The organism is Stenotrophomonas sp. A3_2, from assembly GCF_036624925.1.
GTDB lineage: Bacteria > Pseudomonadota > Gammaproteobacteria > Xanthomonadales > Xanthomonadaceae > Stenotrophomonas > Stenotrophomonas hibiscicola.
In genome coordinates this window covers 11781-31893 of sequence record NZ_JAZKVY010000060.1, presented here as the reverse complement: position 1 = coordinate 31893, position 20113 = coordinate 11781, and the positions used below count along the sequence as shown (strand labels likewise).

Annotated in this window: 15 protein-coding genes; 8 read left to right on the top strand and 7 right to left on the bottom strand. The window is 67.7% G+C overall.

Features of this window, described 5'->3' with window-relative positions:
* The first annotated feature begins 46 nt into the window (after window positions 1-46).
* The gene (gene dcp / locus R5H29_RS01005; protein WP_019661886.1) at window positions 47-2203 is read left to right on the top strand and encodes a peptidyl-dipeptidase Dcp; all 2157 of its coding nucleotides are present in this window, start codon (window positions 47-49) and stop codon (window positions 2201-2203) included.
* 120 nt (window positions 2204-2323) lie between these two features.
* Here the strand turns inward: dcp and R5H29_RS01000 are convergent, their stop codons facing one another.
* Both R5H29_RS01000 and R5H29_RS00995 read right to left on the bottom strand, forming a co-directional pair.
* A complete protein-coding gene (locus R5H29_RS01000) occupies window positions 2324-2770 on the bottom strand; it encodes a 3-dehydroquinate dehydratase (protein WP_004153636.1) in 447 nt (148 codons plus the stop codon).
* A 3-nt stretch (window positions 2771-2773) separates the two neighbouring features.
* The gene (locus tag R5H29_RS00995) at window positions 2774-3175 is read right to left on the bottom strand and encodes a hypothetical protein (RefSeq protein WP_332328589.1); all 402 of its coding nucleotides are present in this window, start codon (window positions 3173-3175) and stop codon (window positions 2774-2776) included.
* A 257-nt stretch (window positions 3176-3432) separates the two neighbouring features.
* Between R5H29_RS00995 and lepB the strand changes: the two genes are divergently transcribed.
* Complete coding sequence (lepB, locus tag R5H29_RS00990; protein WP_329859189.1) at window positions 3433-4059, top strand: signal peptidase I; 627 nt, start codon at window positions 3433-3435, stop codon at window positions 4057-4059.
* A 124-nt stretch (window positions 4060-4183) separates the two neighbouring features.
* Window positions 4184-5440: an MFS transporter gene (locus R5H29_RS00985; RefSeq protein WP_332328588.1), complete on the top strand. Its 1257-nt coding sequence runs from the start codon at window positions 4184-4186 to the stop codon at window positions 5438-5440.
* A gap of 128 nt (window positions 5441-5568) precedes the next feature.
* Here the strand turns inward: R5H29_RS00985 and R5H29_RS00980 are convergent, their stop codons facing one another.
* Window positions 5569-6486, bottom strand: coding sequence for a LysR family transcriptional regulator (locus R5H29_RS00980; RefSeq protein ID WP_019661882.1), 918 nt, complete (start codon window positions 6484-6486; stop codon window positions 5569-5571).
* Between the two features lie 295 nt (window positions 6487-6781).
* Window positions 6782-7750, bottom strand: a complete 969-nt coding sequence (locus tag R5H29_RS00975) for a LysR family transcriptional regulator (protein ID WP_332328587.1) — start codon at window positions 7748-7750, stop codon at window positions 6782-6784.
* A 110-nt stretch (window positions 7751-7860) separates the two neighbouring features.
* On the opposite strand from R5H29_RS00975, the gene aceB reads away from it, so the two are divergent.
* The 4 genes from aceB to R5H29_RS00955 all read left to right on the top strand — a co-directional run bounded on the left by aceB (window position 7861) and on the right by R5H29_RS00955 (window position 14842).
* The gene (gene aceB / locus R5H29_RS00970; RefSeq protein WP_111099317.1) at window positions 7861-9483 is read left to right on the top strand and encodes a malate synthase A; all 1623 of its coding nucleotides are present in this window, start codon (window positions 7861-7863) and stop codon (window positions 9481-9483) included.
* Window positions 9484-9547: 64 nt separating this feature from the next.
* Window positions 9548-10849, top strand: a complete 1302-nt coding sequence (aceA, locus tag R5H29_RS00965; RefSeq protein WP_019661879.1) for an isocitrate lyase — start codon at window positions 9548-9550, stop codon at window positions 10847-10849.
* Between the two features lie 446 nt (window positions 10850-11295).
* Window positions 11296-12336 carry a diguanylate cyclase gene (locus tag R5H29_RS00960; protein WP_019661878.1) on the top strand — a complete coding sequence of 347 codons (1041 nt, stop codon included), beginning with the start codon at window positions 11296-11298 and terminating at the stop codon, window positions 12334-12336.
* 13 nt (window positions 12337-12349) lie between these two features.
* The gene (locus R5H29_RS00955) at window positions 12350-14842 is read left to right on the top strand and encodes a putative peptide modification system cyclase (RefSeq protein WP_332328586.1); all 2493 of its coding nucleotides are present in this window, start codon (window positions 12350-12352) and stop codon (window positions 14840-14842) included.
* A gap of 7 nt (window positions 14843-14849) precedes the next feature.
* Here the strand turns inward: R5H29_RS00955 and R5H29_RS00950 are convergent, their stop codons facing one another.
* Complete coding sequence (locus tag R5H29_RS00950; RefSeq protein WP_021203747.1) at window positions 14850-15146, bottom strand: NHLP-related RiPP peptide; 297 nt, start codon at window positions 15144-15146, stop codon at window positions 14850-14852.
* A 138-nt stretch (window positions 15147-15284) separates the two neighbouring features.
* On the opposite strand from R5H29_RS00950, the gene R5H29_RS00945 reads away from it, so the two are divergent.
* On the top strand, window positions 15285-16451 hold the full coding sequence (locus R5H29_RS00945) for a putative peptide maturation dehydrogenase (protein ID WP_058979737.1): 1167 nt from the start codon (window positions 15285-15287) through the stop codon (window positions 16449-16451).
* Between the two features lie 19 nt (window positions 16452-16470).
* Here R5H29_RS00945 and R5H29_RS00940 read toward each other — a convergent pair whose 3' ends face one another.
* Together R5H29_RS00940 and R5H29_RS00935 are read right to left on the bottom strand one after the other, a co-directional pair.
* Window positions 16471-18486: an acetyl/propionyl/methylcrotonyl-CoA carboxylase subunit alpha gene (locus R5H29_RS00940; RefSeq protein ID WP_407073508.1), complete on the bottom strand. Its 2016-nt coding sequence runs from the start codon at window positions 18484-18486 to the stop codon at window positions 16471-16473.
* 8 nt (window positions 18487-18494) lie between these two features.
* Window positions 18495-20105: a carboxyl transferase domain-containing protein gene (locus tag R5H29_RS00935; protein ID WP_332328584.1), complete on the bottom strand. Its 1611-nt coding sequence runs from the start codon at window positions 20103-20105 to the stop codon at window positions 18495-18497.
* Window positions 20106-20113: the final 8 nt, after the last annotated feature.

Below are 20113 nucleotides of genomic sequence, written 5' to 3'. Positions count from 1 at the left end.
GGTGGAGGGCTGGTATCCCGTACCGTCTGCCCAAGGAGTGTTTTACATGTCGCGTACCGTAGTCCTGGCCGCCGCCATCAGCCTGGCGTTGGCGGCCTGTTCCGGCAAGGAGTCCACCCCCGTGTCCGATGCCCAGAAGACCCCGGCCCAGCAGCCGGCCGAAGCCTCCACCAACCCTCTGCTGAGTGCGAGCACGCTGCCGTTCCAGGCGCCGCCGTTCGACAAGATCAAGGACAGCGACTACCTGCCGGCGTTCGAAGAGGGGATGCGCCAGCACCTGGCCGACGTGCGCAAGATCGCCGACAGCAGCGAGCCGGCCACCTTCGACAACACCATCGTGGCGATGGAGCGCAGCGGCGAGACGCTGAACCGCGTCTCGCGCATCTTCTTCGGCCTGGTCCAGGCCGATACCAACGATGCACGACAGAAGATCCAGGAAGAAGTGGCGCCAAAGCTGGCTGCGCACCAGGACGAGATCAATCTCGATCCGAAGCTGTTCGCGCGCGTGAAGTCGATCTATGACCAGCGCGACACGCTGGAATTGGATCCGGTGCAGAAGCGCCTGGTCGAGCACTACTACGACGGCCTGGTGCGCGCCGGTGCGCAGCTGTCCGACGCTGACAAGGCGACCCTGCGCAAGCTCAACGTGGAAGAGACCACCCTCTCCACCCAGTTCCATACCCGCCTGGTGGCCGCCACCGCCGCTGCGGCCGTCGTCGTCGACGACAAGGCCAAGCTGGCCGGCCTGGACGAGGATGCGATCAACAACGCCGCAGCCGCCGCCAAGGAACGCAAGCTGGACGGCAAGTTCCTGCTGCCGCTGCAGAACACCACCCAGCAGCCGGTGCTCGGCTCGCTGAGCGATCGCGACCAGCGCGCCGCCGTGCTGAAGGCCTCGGAGACCCGCGCCGAGCGCGGTGATGCCAACGACACCCGGCAGACCGTGCAGCGCCTGGCCCAGCTGCGTGCGCAGAAGGCCAAGCTGCTCGGCTTCGAGACCTTCGCCGACTACCAGCTGGGCGACCAGATGGCCAAGACCCCGGCTGCGGCACTCAAGCTGCTGACCGACACCGTGCCGGCCGCCACCGCCAAGGCGCGCGCCGAAGCCGGCGAGATCCAGAAGGTGATCGACGCGCAGAAGGGTGGTTTCCAGGTCGCCGCTTCGGACTGGGACTTCTACGCCGAGCAGGTGCGCAAGGCCAAGTACGATCTGGACGAATCGCAGATCAAGCCGTACTTCGAACTGGACAATGTGCTGCAGAACGGCGTCTTCTACGCCGCCACCCAGCTGTACGGCATCACCTTCAAGCCGCGTACCGACATTCCGACCTACAACCCGGACATGAAGGTGTACGAAGTGTTCGACAAGGACGGCACCTCGCTGGCGCTGTTCTACACCGACTACTTCAAGCGTGACAGCAAGTCCGGCGGCGCCTGGATGGACGTGTTCGTCGAACAGGACGGCCTGACCGGTGCCAAGCCGGTGGTCTACAACGTCTGCAACTTCACCAAGCCGGCCGCCGGCCAGCCTGCGCTGATCAGCTTCGACGACGTCACCACCATGTTCCATGAGTTCGGCCATGCGCTGCACGGCATGTTCTCGAACGTGAAGTACCCTTCGATTGCCGGCACCGCCACCTCGCGTGATTTCGTCGAGTTCCCGTCGCAGTTCAACGAGCACTGGGCGCTGGATCCGAAGGTGTTCGCCAACTACGCCAAGCACTACAAGACCGGCGAGGCGATGCCGCAGGAACTGGTCGACAAGATCCTCAAGGCGCGCAGCTTCAACCAGGGCTATGCGACCACCGAGTACCTGTCTGCCGCGCTGCTGGACCTGGCCTGGCACACCCAGAAGGCCGACGCGCCGCTGCAGGATGTCGGCGCCTTTGAAGCCAGCGCGCTGAAGAAGTTCAAGGTCGACCTGCCGCAGGTGCCGCCGCGCTACCGCACCACCTACTTCGACCACATCTGGGGTGGCGGTTACTCGGCCGGCTACTACGCCTACTTCTGGGCCGAAGTGCTCGACCATGACGCCTACCAGTGGTTCACCGAGCACGGTGGGCTGACGGCGGCCAACGGCCAGGAGTTCCGCGACAAGATCCTCTCGCGCGGCAACAGCGTGGAGCTGTCGACCCTGTACCGCGATTTCCGCGGCAAGGACCCGTCGGTGGAACCTTTGCTGAAGTTCCGCGGGCTGAAGTAAGAAATCGAAAACGGCGGGGGAAACCCCGCCGTGTTTGTTTGTGTTGAGGCGCCCGCCCGGCGGGGGGGGGTTTTTTGGGGCCCCGCCCCCGGCGGGGGGCGTCGCCTCTACACAAGCGGATCACGTCCCCACGTGCACCCGGTTGGCTTGCTCGGCCAACCCGAGGTGATCGAGCGCGATATCCAACGCCAGCACATAGCTCTGCGCGCCATAGCCGGCGGCGATGCCCAAGCGCTGGCCGACACCGGCCGGCAGGCAGGGCTCGGCCACCGCGCCGTCGTCGTGGACCTCCACGTAGGCATTGTGCAGGTAGGGCAGCAGGCGCTGCAGGCGCAGGCTGTTGGCGCACGCACCCGGGTCAAGCAGTGTCACTTCGCCACGGCTGTGATCGGCCACGCGCAGTGCGTCCAGCAGTTCCTGTTCCGAGCCACAGGCACGGATCGCCACGCTGGTGCCGGCATCGATCGCGCGATGCACCAGCGACTTCAGGACCGGCGCCGGCAGTGGCATTGCCGTGCGGATCAAGGCGCCGGCGGCTTCCGGGCCGCGGATGATGAAGATCGACATGGCTCAGCCCTCCTGCGCCAGGCGACGGCCGACGATGGCCAGCGACAGCGGATAGCCGGCCTGCTGGCTGCGCTGGTCGACCACTACCGCGGCGGGGCCGTGCTGCAGGCGCAGCCGCGCATCCAGGCCGGGCTCGTTGGGCGACTGCAGCTCGATGTACTGCGCCGGCAGCCGTTCCAGCGCCGCCTGCAACGCGCCGCCCTCGGCCTGCCATTGCGCGTCGTCGGCCACGCCGACATCCAGCAGCACCCAGTCGGCCGAGCGCGCCTGCGGCTGGCACAGGCACTGGCGTACCTCGGACAGGCTGGTGCAGTCGCTGCACAGCACGCGATGGCCGGCCAGCTGCGCCGGCAGCTGCGGGCGCGGCGCCGACGGAGACACGTGGCGGATCACCAGGAGGGTCATACAACACCTTGCGGAATGCGCCCTGCGGCGCGGTGGGCACACGATGCACGTGCTGGCCGTAAAGGTGCGATGCCCGCGGCCGGGCCGGGGCGTAAAACCTGCGTAACCCTTCCTGTAGAGCCGAGCCTGCGCTCGGCTGGCGTGCACCGACGCTCGAAGAGCAGCCGAGCGCGGGCTCGGCTCTACAACAAGCCGGCGCGGGAACCTCTCCCGCCCGAGTGTGGTCTGATGCAGCGACCACCCACCCGGAGCCTGTCATGGATGCTGTTGGCCGTCCTCCCCTTCCCGAACGCGCGCTGCTCTGGCTGAAGAAGGAAGCATTGCCGCTGCTGGTGATGCTCGGCCTGCTCGCCGCCGCCCGCGATACCCTCGCCAACCACTACGTGGTGCCCAGTGGCTCGATGCAGCCAACCCTGCAGCCCGGCGACCGGGTAGTGGTGGACATGCGTGCCTATGGCCTGCGCCTGCCGTTCACCGGCAGGGAACTGATGTCCACCGGCGTTCCGCAGCGTGGTGAAGTGGCGGTGTTCGATTCACCGGCCGACGGCACCCGGCTGATCAAGCGCGTGGCGGCGGTGGCCGGTGACCATGTGCAGATGCGCGAGGGCCATCTGAGCATCAACGGCCAGCCGCTGCAGATTGCCGACCTGCAGGACGTGGAAGCCTTCGGCGAGCGCCGTGCCCGTCTCGACCTGGACATGGGCGGTGGCCCGGACATTGACGATCTGGTGGTGCCGGCCGGCAAGCTGCTGGTGCTGGGAGACCACCGTGGCAACAGCTTCGATGGCCGCTTCTTCGGCTTCGTCGATGCGGACAAGGTCTACGGCCGGGCGGTGGCTGTGTATTACCGCCGCGGTGACGGTTTCGAGTGGCAACGCCTGTAAGCTGAATTGATACTTCCCATATATCAATCCTGATCTATCAGGTTATGGATCGACTGGATCGACGGGCCTAGTCTGAGGCCCGTTCCCTCCCACGCCCGGCCGTCCCCACCGGCCCTTCGATTCCATGACTGGCGAAACTGCGGCGGCCGTTGAAGGCCGTCCCTCCACTCTCGATACCGGCACCGACACCCGCATCCAGCAGGGCACCCCGGCCTTCCGCCGCACCGCGTTGGCACTGTTCCTGGCCGGCTTCTCCACCTTCGGCCTGCTGTACACCGTGCAGCCGCTGCTGCCCGAGTTCAGCCGCCACTTCGGCGTGTCGGCCGCAGGCAGCGCGATGTCGTTGTCGCTGACCACCGGTACGCTGGCGGTGGCGATGCTGTTGGCCGGCCTGCTGTCCGATGTGGTCGGCCGTCGCCCGTTGATGATCGTTGCGCTGTTGGCGTCGGCCATGCTGTCGCTGAGCACGGCGCTGGTGGACGACTGGACCACGCTGCTGGTGCTGCGCACCCTGCTTGGCCTGGCGCTGAGCGGCGTGCCGGCAGTGGCGATGACCTACCTGGTCGAGGAAATGGACAGCCGCGCGCTGGGCCTGGCGATGGGCCTGTACATCGGCGGCAACGCCATCGGTGGCATGAGCGGGCGCCTGCTGGCCGGCATCATCGCCGATCACTGGGGCTGGCGCTGGGGCATCGGCGTGGTCTCGATCATCGCCATCGCCAGTACCGTGCTGCTGTGGCTGCAGCTGCCGCCGTCGCGCCATTTCCATCCCCGCCGCGATGGCCTGCGCGAGTTGCCGTCGCGCTGGCGCCTGCTGTTCGCCGACCCGGGCCTGCCGTGGCTGTTCGCCACCTCGTTCGTGCTGATGGGCGTGTTCGTCACCCTCTACAACTACCTGGGCTATCACCTGCTGGCGCCGCCGTACCACCTCAGCCAGACCGTGGTCGGGCTGATCTTCAGCGTGTACCTGGTGGGCACCTTCAGTTCGGCGTGGATGGGCCAGCAGGCTACGCGGTACGGGCGCGGCCGCATCCTGTCGATCTCGTTCGCGCTGATCGGCGCCGGCATCGCGCTGCTGGCGATGCCGTGGCTGAGCACGATGGCACTGGGCATCGCGCTGGTCACGTTCGGCTTCTTCGGTGGCCACTCGGTGGCCAGCAGCTGGGTCGGCAGCCGTGCCGGTACGATGCGCGCGGAAGCGTCGGCGCTGTACCTGTTCGCCTACTACCTGGGCTCCAGCGTGCTGGGCGGGGTCGGCGGCCTGGCCTACGCGGCCTGGGACTGGTGGGGCGTGTGTGCGTTCGCCGCGGTGCTGACCCTGATCGGTGGTGGCACCGTCTGGGCGCTGCAGCACCGCGCCCCGCAGCCGGTGACCGCGTGACCCAACGCACGGTAGTGCCGGCCGCTGGCCGGCAACCACGGTGTAGCGGCTTTGCCGAGGTAGAGTCGACTGTCAGTCGACTGCTCTTCCATCAGATCGCGAAAACCCGCGCTGCGCGCGATAGTCGACTAACAGTCGACTCTACCGGCGAACGCCCCGCGCAGCAGCCCGGCGAAGTTTCGGATCAGCGGCGTCACCCGTTCGCGATGCCACGCCAGCTGCACTTCCGAATGCGCGCCAGCATCGGCCAACGCCACGAAGCGCGATCCTTCCACCCGGATGTGATCGCACGACGACGGCAGGATCGCCGCACCCAGGCCCGCAGCGGCCAGGCTGATCAACGTCGATGCTTCACCGGCTTCCTGCACGATGCGCGGCGTGAAGCCCGCCGCCGCACACAACGCGATCATGTGGTCGTGGATGCCCGCGCCCGCGCTGCGCCGGAATGCCACGAACGGCTCCTGCGCGAAGTCGCGCAACGACACCGTGCCCTGCTTCGACAGCCTGCGCAGGGCAGGGTGGTCGGCATGCACGATCAGCGCCAGCGGATCGACGAACAGGCTGTGTGCCACCAGTTCCGGCGGCAACGCACGCTTGCGGATGATGCCCACGTCCAGTGAACCATCGAGCAGCGCGTCGATCTGCTGCAGCGTATTCATCTCGCTCAGCTGTAGCCGCACCTGCGGATACTGCTGGCGGTAATGCAGGATCGAACGCGGGATCTGTGGCGACAGCGGCGTGGCCCGGGTCAGGCCGATATGCAGTTCACCCTGCTCGCCGCGCTGCGCACGCTGCACCTCGTCCACCGCGGTTTCCACCTGCTGCACGATTGCGCGCGCGCGTTCCTGCAGCAGCTCCCCAGCAGGCGTCAGCTGCACGCGGCGATGGCTTCGCACGAACAGGCGCGCGCCGATCAGTTCCTCCAGCTGCCGGATCTGCTGGCTGAGCGGCGGCTGTGACATGCCCAGGCGCTCGGCCGCCTGGCCGAAGTGCAGCGTATCGGCAACAGCGAGGAAGTAGCGCAGGTGGCGCAGTTCGATGGACATGGGGCCAGTTTATTCATCGTCAGCCGGAAATGAATCAGAGATGGGATCCGATCCCGTGCCGACCAACGGTCGGCACCCACCAACAGCAGCTGGCACCAACAGCAGCGACCAACTGTCGAAGGCGGGGTGGGTCCGGTTGCGGGGGTGTGAGCGGCATGGATGCCGCGACCAAGCCCCCATGGACGGGTTTACAGCGTCCCCCGCAACCGGACTCACCCCGCCATCCCACGGATAGCCGGCTTTTGCTGTTGCTTCGGCTTCGGCGGGTGCAGGGCGCAGCCCTGCCGAACATCCCTCACCGCTCCGAATGCCCGCTCTGGTCGTAATCGCGCGGGCTGAACAACTCCGGCTGGATCAGCTCGATGAACGCCCGCGCCTGCGCCGACAATGCCTTGCCGCGGCGCACGATCACCCCGTAACTGCGCTCGGGGAACCAGCGCTTCATCGACCGCGCCGCCAGCCGCTCGCGGTCGGCTTCGTGCAGGCACAGCGCCGGCACGATGGAAATGCCCATGCCCATCGCCACGTACTGCTTGATCACTTCCCATCCACCCACTTCCAGCGCCACGGTGTAGGCAATGCGGTGGCGCTGGAATACCTGGTCGACCAGGCGGTAGGTGATCTGCCGCTTCGGCGGCAGTACCAGCGGATAGCGCGCGATGTCGGCCAGCTCCAGCTCGCCGCCGCTGGCCAGCGGATGGTCGTGCGGCGCGATCAGCACCTGTTCGAAGCGGTAGGCCGGGGCGTAGGTCAGGTCGGCCGGTACATCGGTCATCGAACCGATGGCCAGGTCGGCGGCATCCTCGCGCAGCAGGTCGGTGCCGTCAGCGCTGATCGCGTTGTGCAGGGTCAGGCGCACCTCCGGATGGTGCAGGCGGAAGCGTTCGACGATCTTCGGCAGCAGGTACAGGATGGTCGAGCTGTTGGCGGCGATGTTCAGCTCGCCCGCGTCCAGGCCGCGCACCTTGTCGCGGAAGCGCGCCTCCAGCCCGTCCAGGCTCTCCACCAGCGGCTGCGCCATCTCGTACAGCAGTTGGCCCTCGCGGCTGGGCACCAGGCGCCGCCCGCTGCGTTCGAACAATGGCACCCCCAGCTCCCGTTCCAGGGCCTGCAACTGCAGGCTGATCGCCGGCTGGCTGACGAAAAGTGCCTCAGCCGCCCGTGAGACCGAGCCCAGGCGCACCGTCTGGCAGAACGCACGCAACGGCTTGAGCCGGTCGGATTTGTAGGAAAAACGCGGACTTGGCGGGGTGCGTGTGCTCATCGTGTCACGAGTATTAGCACAACTTATGTAGAACATTGCAAAAACTGTTTTGCCAAATACTCAGGCCCGGCGGCACCGTGGAGCCGTTCCCTCACCGCTGGAGTCGCCTCATGTCCGCCGTCGCTTCCGCTGTTCCCACCCCCGCCGCGAAGGCTACCCCCGGCGTCGCCCTGGCGACCCGCGTGGCCGGCCAGGACACCCTGCTGCCGGCGCCGCTGCTGGCCCTGCTGGTGTCGCTGCACCGTGCGGTGGAACCGGGCCGGCAGGCGAGGCTGCAGGCCCGCCGTGAACGCCAGGCATTCTTCGACCAGGGCGGCCTGCCGGATTTCCGCGAGGACACCGCCGCCATCCGCAGCGGCGACTGGCGCGTGGCCCCGCTGCCGGCCGCGTTGCAGGACCGCCGCGTCGAGATTACCGGCCCGACCGACCCGAAGATGGTCATCAACGCGCTGAACTCCGGCGCCAAGGTGTTCATGGCCGACTTCGAGGATTCGACCTCGCCGACCTGGCGCAACCTGCTGGCCGGCCAGCAGTCGCTGGCGGCGGCGGTGCGCGGCGATCTGGAATACACCGCCCCCAATGGCAAGCACTACACGCTGCGCCCGTACGACGAGCAGGCGGTGCTGATCGTGCGCCCGCGGGGCTGGCACCTGGATGAAAAGCACGTGCGCATCGACGGCCAGTTCCTTGCCGGTGGCCTGTTCGACGCGGCGGTGTTCGCCTTCCACAACGCCCGCACCCTGCAGGCGAAGGATCGTGGCCCGTACTTTTACCTGCCCAAGCTGCAGAGCATGGAAGAGGCGGCGCTGTGGGAGACCGCGCTCTCGCATATCGAGGGCATGCTCGGCCTGCCGCACGGCCAGATCAAGGTGACCGTGCTGATCGAAACGCTGCCGGCGGTGTTCGAGATGGACGAGATCCTGCACGCGCTGCGTGATCGCATCGTCGGCCTGAACTGCGGGCGCTGGGACTACATCTTCTCGTACCTGAAGACCTTCCGCCGCCACGCCGACCGCGTGCTGCCCGAGCGCGGCCAGGTGACCATGACCCAGCCGTTCCTGAAGGCCTATTCGGAACTGCTGATCCAGACCTGCCACCGCCGCGGTGCGCATGCGATGGGTGGCATGGCCGCGCAGATCCCGATCAACAACGATGCCGCCGCCAACGAACAGGCGATGGCCCGGGTGCGCGCCGACAAGCTGCGCGAAGTCACCGCCGGCCATGACGGCACCTGGGTTGCGCACCCGGCGCTGATTCCGGTGGCGATGGCGATCTTCGACGAACACATGCCCGGTGCGAACCAGCACAGCGTGCTGCGCCAGGATGTGCGCGTCGGCCGCGACGAACTGATCGCACGGCCGCCGGGCACCGTCACCCGCGCCGGCTTCGAGGGCAACGTGGAAGTCTGCGTGCGCTATCTGGCGGCGTGGCTGGATGGCAACGGCTGCGTGCCGATCCATCACCTGATGGAGGACGCGGCCACCGCCGAGATCAGCCGCAGCCAGCTGTGGCAGTGGCTGCATACGCCGGGCCAGCAGCTGGACGATGGCACTGCGATCGATCTGGCGCTGCTGGATTCCACCCTCTCGCAGCTGCCGGCACGGCTGGGCGATACCGCCGTACTGCCCGGTGGTGCGCGCATCGGCGAGGCCATCGCCCTGCTCGGCGAACTGAGCCGCAGTGACGAACTGACCGATTTCCTGACCCTGCCGGCCTACGCGCGCATCGATTGACCGACTGCCGGCCCTCCTGCCGTTTCACTCCCCGCTGCACGCACGAACCGAACTGGAGAAAGACATGAGCAAGCTGCCCACTGCCGAACAGATCCAGCACGACTGGGACACCAACCCGCGCTGGGAAGGCATCCAGCGCAACTACAGCGCCGCCGACGTGGTGCGCCTGCGCGGCACCGTCCACATCGAGCATTCGCTGGCCCGCCTGGGTGCAGAGAAGCTGTGGGCGTCGCTGCATGAGCGCGAGTTCGTCAACGCGCTGGGTGCATTGACCGGCAACCAGGCCATGCAGCAGGTCAAGGCGGGCCTGAAGGCGATCTACCTGTCCGGTTGGCAGGTGGCGGCCGACGCCAACCTGGCTGGGCAGATGTATCCGGACCAGTCGCTGTACCCGGCCGATTCGGTGCCGGCGGTGGTCAAGCGCATCAACAACACCCTGCTGCGTGCCGATCAGCTGCATCATGCCGAAGGCAAGGACGACATCGACTTCCTGCAGCCGATCGTGGCCGATGCCGAGGCCGGTTTTGGCGGCGTGCTCAACGCCTTCGAACTGATGAAGGCGATGATCGAGGCCGGTGCGGCCGGCGTGCACTTCGAAGACCAGCTGGCCTCGGTGAAGAAGTGCGGGCACATGGGCGGCAAGGTGCTGGTGCCGACCCGCGAGGCCATCGAGAAGCTCAACGCCGCGCGCCTGGCTGCCGACGTGCTGGGCGTACCGACCCTGCTGGTGGCGCGCACCGATGCCGAAGCGGCTGATCTGTTGACCAGCGACATCGACGGCAACGACAAGCCGTTCACCACCGGCGAGCGCACCGTGGAAGGCTTCTACAAGACCCGCAATGGCCTGGACCAGGCGATCAGCCGCGGCCTGGCCTACGCGCCCTATGCCGATCTGGTGTGGTGCGAGACCGGCAAGCCGGACCTGGAGTTCGCCCGCAAGTTCGCCGAGGCGATCCACGCGAAGTTCCCGGGCAAGCTGCTGGCCTACAACTGCTCGCCCAGCTTCAACTGGAAGAAGAACCTGGACGACGCCACCATTGCCAAGTTCCAGCGCGAACTGGGTAGCTACGGCTACAAGTTCCAGTTCATCACCCTGGCCGGTTTCCACGCGCTGAACTACGGCATGTTCAACCTGGCCCACGGCTATGCACGCCGCCAGATGAGCGCCTTCGTGGAGCTGCAGGAAGCCGAGTTCGAAGCGGCCGAGCGCGGTTTCACGGCGGTCAAGCACCAGCGTGAAGTCGGTACCGGCTACTTTGATGCGGTGACCCAGGCGATCCAGCAGGGGCAGTCGTCGACCACCGCGCTGACCGGCTCCACCGAGGAAGAGCAGTTCCATGGCGGGCGCAGCGAACGCGCGGCGTGATGCGGTAGTGCCGGCCGCTGGCCCGCAACCACGTGATCCGTCGGGCCCCACACCACGTGCACCCTGCGCCCACCCCCGGGCCCCCCCCCCCCCCCCGGCTCTACCGAAGCCTCGAAATCTGATCAGGGTGGCCAGGGAAGGGCCAGACAACGCCGGCCGGTCGGGGGACCTGCCGGCGTTGTTGTATCGGTGCAAAGGCGCGGCGGCCGGCAGGCAGCGTCAATCAGGCGCACCCCCTTGGCCGCAACTTGGCCGAAATCCTGTGAAACCCGGCATCGGATTGATCCAGCAGGGGTTTTGCCCGGACATGGGTGACCAGAACGGGCCACCACCGATCTTCACATCACACAAGAGCGCCCTGAGGCTCAAAATGAGATAGGGCGCACACTTTAAAGCGGTGCTATGCTCCGCGGCTCACCAGGGGACGCTGGCGGCGGGTGCAGGGAATGACCGGCAGGGGTGCGGCCGAGAACAGTGATATGACGACAGGTATCGCCCGGGTGGCGATGGCCGAGATCGTGCATGCGCTGTTGTCGGATGCCGAGGTGGCATTGTTTGCCAGATTCGCCCGCCCATGCAAGCTTCATGCCGGACAGTGGCTGTTCCAGCGGGGCCACCGCGGCGAGCGCATGTATGTGATCCTCGACGGCCAGATCGAACTGGACTTCGGCGAGGACCTGGTGATCAAGACACTCGGGCAGTATGAGTTCTTCGGCGAACTGGGCCTGCTGGTTGGCGACCACCTGCGCAGCGCCAGCGCGCGCGCGCTGGTCGATTGCGATGTCCTGGAGCTGGGGCCGGCCGATTTCCACCGCTTGGTCGAATCCGATCCCGGGCTGGTGGCGTACTTCCTGCGTCGCACGATCATGCGCGTGCTGACCAACGAACAGGCCCTGATCAGCCAGCTGCGGCGCCGCAACCACGATCTGGAAACCGCGCTGGACAACCTGTACATCACCACTCATCAGCTGACCCATACCCGCGAGCTGGTGCGCACCGATGAACTGACCGGGCTGCACAACCGCCGTGGCCTCACGTTGTACCTGCAGGAGTGCCGCGAGCGTGCCGAGGGGCTGCCGCAGGCGTTGCTGCTGATTGATTGTGACCGCTTCAAGCAGATCAACGACCGCCACGGCCACCAGGCCGGCGACCGCGTGCTGCAGAGCATGGGCAACATCCTGCGCTCGATGGCCGGCGAGCATGACCTGGCCTGCCGCCTTGGCGGTGATGAGTTCTGCCTCATCCTGCGCCGCGGCAACCACGAGATCGTGCAGCACGCGGCCGAGTTCATCCTCAGCGCGGTGCATGGCCTGCTCGAACGCAGCCCCGGTACGCCGCATGTCAGCCTGGTCAGCATCGGTGCGTGCCTGCTGGCGCCGGAGGCAGGCTGGAGCGAGTGGTACGCGCGCGCGGATCGCGCGCTGTACCAGGCCAAGCGCGATGGCGGCAACTGCCTGCGCTGGGCGAATGATCCGGACGGCCAATAGGGAGAGGCAGGCGATGGACGGCGACAACGGAACGTCAGCCCCGCATAGCCCACAGCTACGCGCCCTGCTGTTCACCGATCTGTGTGATTCGCTGCAACTGGTCGAGCGGATCGGCGATGTGGCGGCCGCCAGCCTGTTCCAGGAACACGACCGCCTGGTGCTGGTCCTGCAGCAGCGCTGGAACGGCCAGCTGATCGATCGCTCCGACGGCCTGTTCATGCTGTTCGAGCGGGCCATCGATGCTTTGGGCTTCGCCCTGGACTACCAGCGCGAACTGCACGCGCTGGGCCAGCAGCGGGCGATCGAACTGCGCGCGCGTGCAGGCCTGCATGTGGGTGACGTGCTGACCTGGGAGAACAGTGCCGAGGCGGTCCGGGCCGGCGCCAAGTCGATGGAAGTGGAAGGCCTGGCCAAGCCGATGGCAGCGCGCCTGATGACGCTGGCCCGCCCTGGCCAGATCCTGTTGTCGGCGGTGGCCGAATCGCTGACCCGTCGCGCCACCGGCGCGCTGGGGGAACGGGGTGCGCGCCTGCTGTGGAAGTCGCACGGCCGTTGGCGCTTCAAGGGAATGCCGGTGGTGCAGGAAGTGATCGAAGTGGGTGAGATCGGTTCAGCGCCGTTGCGCGTGCCACGCGCCACTGCCAAGGCACGCCGTGACCTGCCGCTGTGGCGGCAGCCGCTGGTGCTGGCCGCCGAGGGCCTGGTGCTGACGGTGGCCGTGCTGGGCGGCTGGTTGCTGCTGCGGTCGGAACCGGCGATCGCGTTCGCCGAGCGGGACTGGGTGGTGCTTGGCGATGTCGACAACCTCACCGGCGACCCGATTTTCGACGACTCGATGCGGCACGCGATCCGGATCGCGCTGGAGCAGTCGCGCTACGTGAACGTGCTGTCGGAGGGCAAGATCCGCGAAAGCCTGGAAATGGCGCGGCTCTCGGGCGATACCCGGCTCAGCCGCGATACCGCGGCCAACGTGGCGGTGCGGGAGGGCGCGCGCGCCGTGCTGCTGCCGACGGTGCGGCAGAAGATCGGTGGCTACGAGCTGGCCATTGATGTCGCCGCACCCGGCACCGGCCAGGTGATCCAGACGTTCACCGCCACCACGGATCGATCCGACCAGATGGTATTCGCGGTGGACGACGTGGTCGGGCGCCTGCGTCGCGGACTGGGCGAATCGGTGGCGAGCCTGGAACAGTCGTTGCCGCTGCCGCGGGCATCGACCCAGGACCTTCGCGCACTGCGAGCGTTCGCGCTGGCCGAGAATGCACTGGGCCAGCGTCGCTTCGAGGAGGCGCGCAACCTCTATCAGGCTGCAATCGATATTGATCCCGGTTTCGCCCTGGCCTACATGGGCGTGGCCAAACTGCATGCGCGCGTCGATGAAGGGCGGCGCGCACGCGAAGCCATGCAGCACGCGCTGGACCTGCAGGATCGGTTGCCGCCACGCGAGCGCCTGTACCTGAAGGCCTGGATGGCCGAACTGGAGCCTGGTGGCTGGGCGCTGGAGCACTGGCGCACGCTGGCCAAGGTCTACCCGGATTCGTTCGCCGGGCTGTCCAACACGTCCTGGTACCTGCTGCAGGCCAACCAGTTCAGCGAGGCCGAACCCTACGCGCGTGCGGCTGCGGTGCCGCAGGATCCGCTGCGCCTGTATCCGCTGATCCACCTGGTGCGGATACAGATTGCCGCCAACCAACCGCAGCTTGCGGCCGAGACACTGGCCCAGGCACAGGTCCTGCGCGGTCGTGATGATGCCGATGAGACCGGCGTGGACGTGCTGGTCGCGCAGGGCAAGTACGCCAAGGCCGCCCAACTGCTGCCGCAGATCCGTGCCAACGATGCCCTGCAGCAGCGCATGAAGCTGCGTGCGCAGCTGCTGCTGGCGGCCACGCAGCGCGATTGCGCGGCCATGCAGCAGGCGGTACGCGATGACGCGTCGGCGCCGGCGCTGGTCGACTTCCAGGTGCAGCAGCGGCTGCAGCACGCCAGCGTGGCAGCTCTGTGCCCGAGCGCGGACCGCGCCGAGTTGCAGGCCATCGCTGCGTTGCTGCATCCGCTGCTGGAGCAGCGCGATGATCCCATGCTGCATGCCCGCGGCCTGCAATGGCTGGCTCTGGTCCATCTGGCCCAGCGACAGGGCCAGTTCGAGCTGGCCAGGCGCTGGCTGGACGAGCAGCGGCCGCTGCTGCGCAGCCTGCGCAATCCGGTCGCCGATCGCTGGCTGCGCATTGTCAGCGCCGTGGATGAACTGCAGATGCAGCGGCCCGAAGCTGCCCGCGCCCTGATCGAGCCAATGCTCGATGGCAGCGAGCCGGTGCAGGCACACGTCGTGCTGCTGCTCGCGCTGCGCGCACAGGGCAATGAAGCTGCCGTACGCCGCGAGCAGGCCTGGCTGTCCCAGCATCGCGGCCAGGCCATTGCCGAGGTCACCGCCATGCAGGTCTGGCAACCACTGAATGTGCACGACGTGTCCACGTGGGCATCGCCGGCCGCGGCCGGCGCGCCCTGATGACGGGTCAGCCGTCGATGCGCTCGCCGACCTTGCCCGCTTCGAAGCAGAACACCACGGTCATCGCCGCCACCGACCCGGACAGGTGGGCCTGCAGGCTGTCACGCACCTGGCTCAGCTCCTCGACCGAAGCCAGGGTGCCGATCTTCATGCAGTCGCTTTCGCCGACCGCACCGTCCAGCCCAATCGAGGCCAGGGCCTTGGCCGGCGAAGCGGTGAAGTGGCTGCGGAAGTCGTCGTTGCCGATCAGGTGGTCCAGCAGGGTGCTGGCGTCTGCGGCGGAAAGGCGGGGATGGGTGCTCATGGGGATCGTCCGTAGGCTGAAGTTCTCGTATCGGCCGCGACAGCCTGCCATTGAGGGCCGCGCTGCGTACGTCGCTAAAGTTGGCCGCGCTGCGGTCGTTGCTGCTATGCCGGTTGTGCGGCAGAAGGAAGGAATCCCATGCGCCTGCGCCGCTGCGCCAGCCTGATGTTCGAGCCCCGCGAGGCGATCACCCTCGACCTGCGCGCGATGCTGGCCGGCCACGCCGAGATGGACAGCCAGATCAGCTGGGTGGCCCTGGCCGCGCATCTGGACCAGCCACTGCCGGTGGACGCCGAGGAGCGCCAGCTGCTCGGCGAGCTCAGTGCGCACCGCTGGTGCGAACCGCCCGCCGATGCCTGCCCGGCCATGCTGGCCCGCCTGGTCGAGCAGGGCCTGCTGTTGACCGACCCACCGAGCGAGGTGGGGCACCAGCTGCGCGACGAGGCTTTGCGGCGCAGCCAGTGGTGGCCGCTGGCGGCGCTGGCCCATCGTCATGCGCGCTGGCAGGCCGTGGACAGCGTGGAGGACATGCGTCGGCAAGGGTTGGACACCGCTGCCGGCCTGCGCCAGCGCCTCGGGCCGCCACCGCCGGTGGTGCAGCCGATGCAGGGCGATTACCAGCCGCTGCCGCGCAGCGAAGAGGCGCCGTTCGACACACTGCTGGCGCGCCGCAGCACCTGCCGCAATTTCGATACCCAGCGCGCGCTGCCGCTGCCGTTGCTGGCCCAGGTGCTGCAGCGCACGCTGATGGCCCACGCGGTGCAGAAGGTCGAGCGCGATACCGAGTTCCTGAAGAAGAACGTGCCTTCCGGTGGCGGCCTGCATCCCACCGAAGGCTTCCTGCTGGTGCAGAACGTGGAAGGACTGGCACCGGGCCTGTACCACTACCACCCGGTGCAGCACGCCGTGCTGCCGCTGCCCTCGCCACCGCCGCAGGCACTGCCGGCCCTGGCGCGGCGGATGCTGTCCGGGCAGGCGTGGTTCGCCGATGCGCCGGCGCTGCTGGTGCTGGCGCCGCGCTATGACCGCTGCTTCTGGAAGTACCGCAACCACGCCAAGGCGCATCGTGCGGTGACGCTGGATGTCGGTCACATCTCGCAGCTGCTGTACCTGTGTGCGACCGAGCGCGGGCTGGCGGCGTTCGTGACGGCGGCCATCAACGATGCCGATGTTGATCGTGCCTTCGGTTTCGACGGCATCGGGCAGAGCGCGATGGCCATCTGCGGCCTGGGCTGGCGCAGTGCCACGCTGGACACGGCCGAATTCGATCCCGCCGGGCGGGTGGTAGCGGGCGACGACCGCTGAGCGGTCGCCACCCCAGCGTTCACGCCGCCTCGAAGTCCACCAGTACCGCGCCGTCGCCGACCTGGTCGCCGGCCTTGGCGCGGTAGCCCTTCACCGTCCCGTCGGCCGGCGCCTGCAGGGTGTGCTCCATCTTCATCGCTTCCAGCACCACCAGCGGCGTGCCGCGCTTGACCTCGGTACCGGCGGCGACCAGCGTGGCGACGATCCTGCCCGGCATCGGTGCCAGCAGGCTGCCGGCATCGGCCACGGCGTGGTCCGATTCGCCCACCGGATCATGCAGGGTGAAACGATGCTGGCCGTCAGCACCGAACAGGTACAGCTGGTCTCCGTCACGCAGCAGCTGCAGTGCCCAGCGGCGCCCGCCCAGCTGCACCACCAGCCCGCGCATATCGGCTGTGCCGACCACCTGCACGGGTGCCGCGTCATCGCACTGCACACGCCAGCCATCGGCCTGCGCCCACACCTTCAGCGTGTGCCGGCGTTCGCCCTGCTGCAGCGGCAGCACGCGCGGCGCGGGCGCGCCAAGGCGCCAGCCGTCCTGTGACTGCCACGGCGAATGCGGATCGCGCGCGTCGGTGCTGGCGGGTGCCGTGCTTGCCACTGCGGCCACGGCGGCCAGCAGCCACAGGTCCGCACCCGCGTCGACGACGGCACTCAATGCCGCCTGCTCGCGCTCGATCAGCGCGGTATCCAGCTTGGCGTGGGTAAACGAATCGGTGTTCACCAGGCGGCGCAGGAAACCGGCATTGGTGGTCACGCCCACCACCTGGCAGTCGGCCAGTGCCTGGCTCATGCGGCGCAGCGCGGCGTCGCGGTCCACGTCCCAGACGATCAGCTTGGCGATCATCGGATCGTAGTACGGGGTGATGCTGTCGCCTTCCTCGACGCCGGTATCCACGCGCACATGGGCCGACGGCGCCGGCAGGCGCAGGCGGCGCAGGGTGCCGGTGGACGGCAGGAAGCCTCGATCGGCATCCTCGGCATACAGCCGCGCTTCGATCGCGTGGCCGTGGATGGCCAGCTGCTCCTGGCGCAGCGGCAGCGGCAAGCCCGAGGCCACGCGCAGCTGCCATTCCACCAGGTCGGTGCCGGTGATGTACTCGGTCACCGGGTGCTCGACCTGCAGGCGGGTGTTCATTTCCATGAAGTGGAAATCGCCGTCCGGGCCGGCGATGAACTCCACCGTGCCCGCACCTTCATAGCCCACCGCGCGCGCGGCATCGACCGCCGCCTTGCCCATCGCAGCACGACGTTCCGCGCTCATGCCCGGGGCCGGCGCTTCTTCCAGCACCTTCTGGTGGCGGCGCTGCACCGAGCAGTCGCGCTCGAACAGGTACACCGCGTCACCGTGGCTGTCGCCGAACACCTGGATCTCGATATGGCGCGGGCGCTCGACGTACTTCTCGACCAGCACGTGGTCATTGCCGAACGCCGAGGCCGCCTCGCGCTGGCAGCTGGCCAGCGCATCGACGAAGTCCTCGCTGCGCTCGACCTTGCGCATGCCCTTGCCACCGCCACCGGCGCTGGCCTTGATCAGCACCGGGTAACCGATGGCGTCGGCCTGTTCGCGCAGGAAGGACGGTTCCTGCTGGTCGCCGTGGTAGCCCGGAGTCAGCGGCACGCCGGCTTTCGCCATCAATGCCTTGGCCGCGCTCTTGTCGCCCATCGCGCGGATGGCGCTGGCCGGCGGCCCGATGAAGGTGATGCCGGCGGCGGCGCAGGCATCGGCGAAGTCGGCATTCTCTGACAGGAAGCCGTAACCGGGGTGGATCGCCTGCGCGCCGGTCAGGCGTGCGGCGTCGAGCAGGGCATCGCCGCGCAGGTAACTTTCACGTGCAGCGGCCGGACCGATGTGGATGGCTTCGTCGGCCAGGCGCACGTGGCGCGCGTTGCGGTCGGCATCGGAATATACCGCCACGGTGGCGATGCCGAGGCGGCGGCAGGTGGCGATGACGCGGCAGGCGATTTCGCCGCGATTGGCGATCAGGACTTTGGTGAACATGGCAACGGGCTTCATGGGAGCGTGCTCGGTCATGGCACGGGTTACATGCGGAACACGCCGAAGCGCGTCTGCTGCGGGGCGGCGTTGAGGCTGGCCGACAGCGCCAGGGCCAGTACCCGGCGGGTGTCGGCCGGATCGATCACGCCGTCGTCCCACAGGCGCGCGCTGGCGTAGTACGGGTGGCCCTGCTGCTCGAACTGCTCGCGGATCGGTGCCTTGAACGCGTCTTCCTCCGCCGCCGGCCACTGGCCGCCCTTGGCCTCGATGCCATCGCGCTTGACCGTGGCCAGCACGCTGGCGGCCTGCTCGCCGCCCATCACGCCGATGCGCGCGTTCGGCCACATCCACAGGAAGTTGGGCGAGTACGCACGGCCGCACATGCCGTAGTTGCCGGCACCGAACGAGCCGCCGATGACCACGGTGAACTTGGGAACCCTGGCGCAGGCCACCGCCAATACCAGCTTGGCGCCGTCCTTGGCGATGCCGCCCTGTTCGTACTTGCGGCCGACCATGAAGCCAGTGATGTTCTGCAGGAACACCAGCGGGATGTTGCGCTGGGTGCACAGCTCGATGAAGTGCGCGCCCTTCAGTGCCGACTCGGAGAACAGGATGCCGTTGTTGGCGATGATGCCGATCGGGTAGCCGTTCAGATGCGCGAAGCCGGTAACCAGTGTTGCGCCATAGCGCGGCTTGAACTCGTCAAAGCGCGAGCCATCGACCAGGCGTGCGATCACTTCGCGCACGTCGTAGGGCTTGCGCGTATCGGCGGGAATCACCCCATACAGTTCATGCGCCGGCAGCAGTGGTTCCTCGGAAGGCTGTACCGCCATCGCCGGTTCCGGCTTGCGCCAGTTCAGCTGGGCGATGATTGCGCGCACCCGTGCCAGCGCCTGCAGATCGTTGTCGGCCATGTGGTCGGCCACGCCGGAGATGCGCGTGTGCACGTCGGCACCGCCCAGTTCCTCGGCCGTCACCACTTCACCGGTGGCCGCCTTCACCAGCGGCGGGCCGCCGAGGAAGATCGTGCCCTGCTCGCGCACGATCACCGTCTCGTCGCTCATCGCCGGCACATACGCACCACCGGCGGTGCAGCTGCCCATCACGCAGGCGATCTGCGGAATGCCCTGCGCCGACAGGTTGGCCTGGTTGTAGAAGATCCGGCCGAAATGATCGCGGTCGGGGAAGACTTCGTCCTGCAGTGGCAGGAACGCGCCACCGGAATCGACCAGGTAGATGCACGGCAGGTGGTTCTGTTCGGCGATCTCCTGCGCGCGCAGGTGCTTCTTCACCGTCATCGGGTAGTAGGTGCCGCCCTTGACCGTGGCATCGTTGGCCACGATCACGCATTCCACGCCGCTCACGCGGCCGATGCCGGCCACTACGCCAGCGGCCGGCACGGCGTCTTCGTACATGCCGTGCGCGGCCAGCGGCGCGATTTCCAGGAAGGCGCTGCCGGGGTCGAGCAGGGCGTCGATGCGGTCACGCACCAGCAGCTTGCCGCGCGCGGTGTGCTTGGCGCGTGCGGCTTCGCTGCCACCCAGCGCGGTGCGCGCGAGGGTGGCATGCAGGTCGTCGACCACGGCCTGCATCGCCGCGCGGTTGCTTTCAAACGTTTCGCTGCCCGGTTGCAGCTGGCTGTTCAGGACGGTCATCGCGTTGG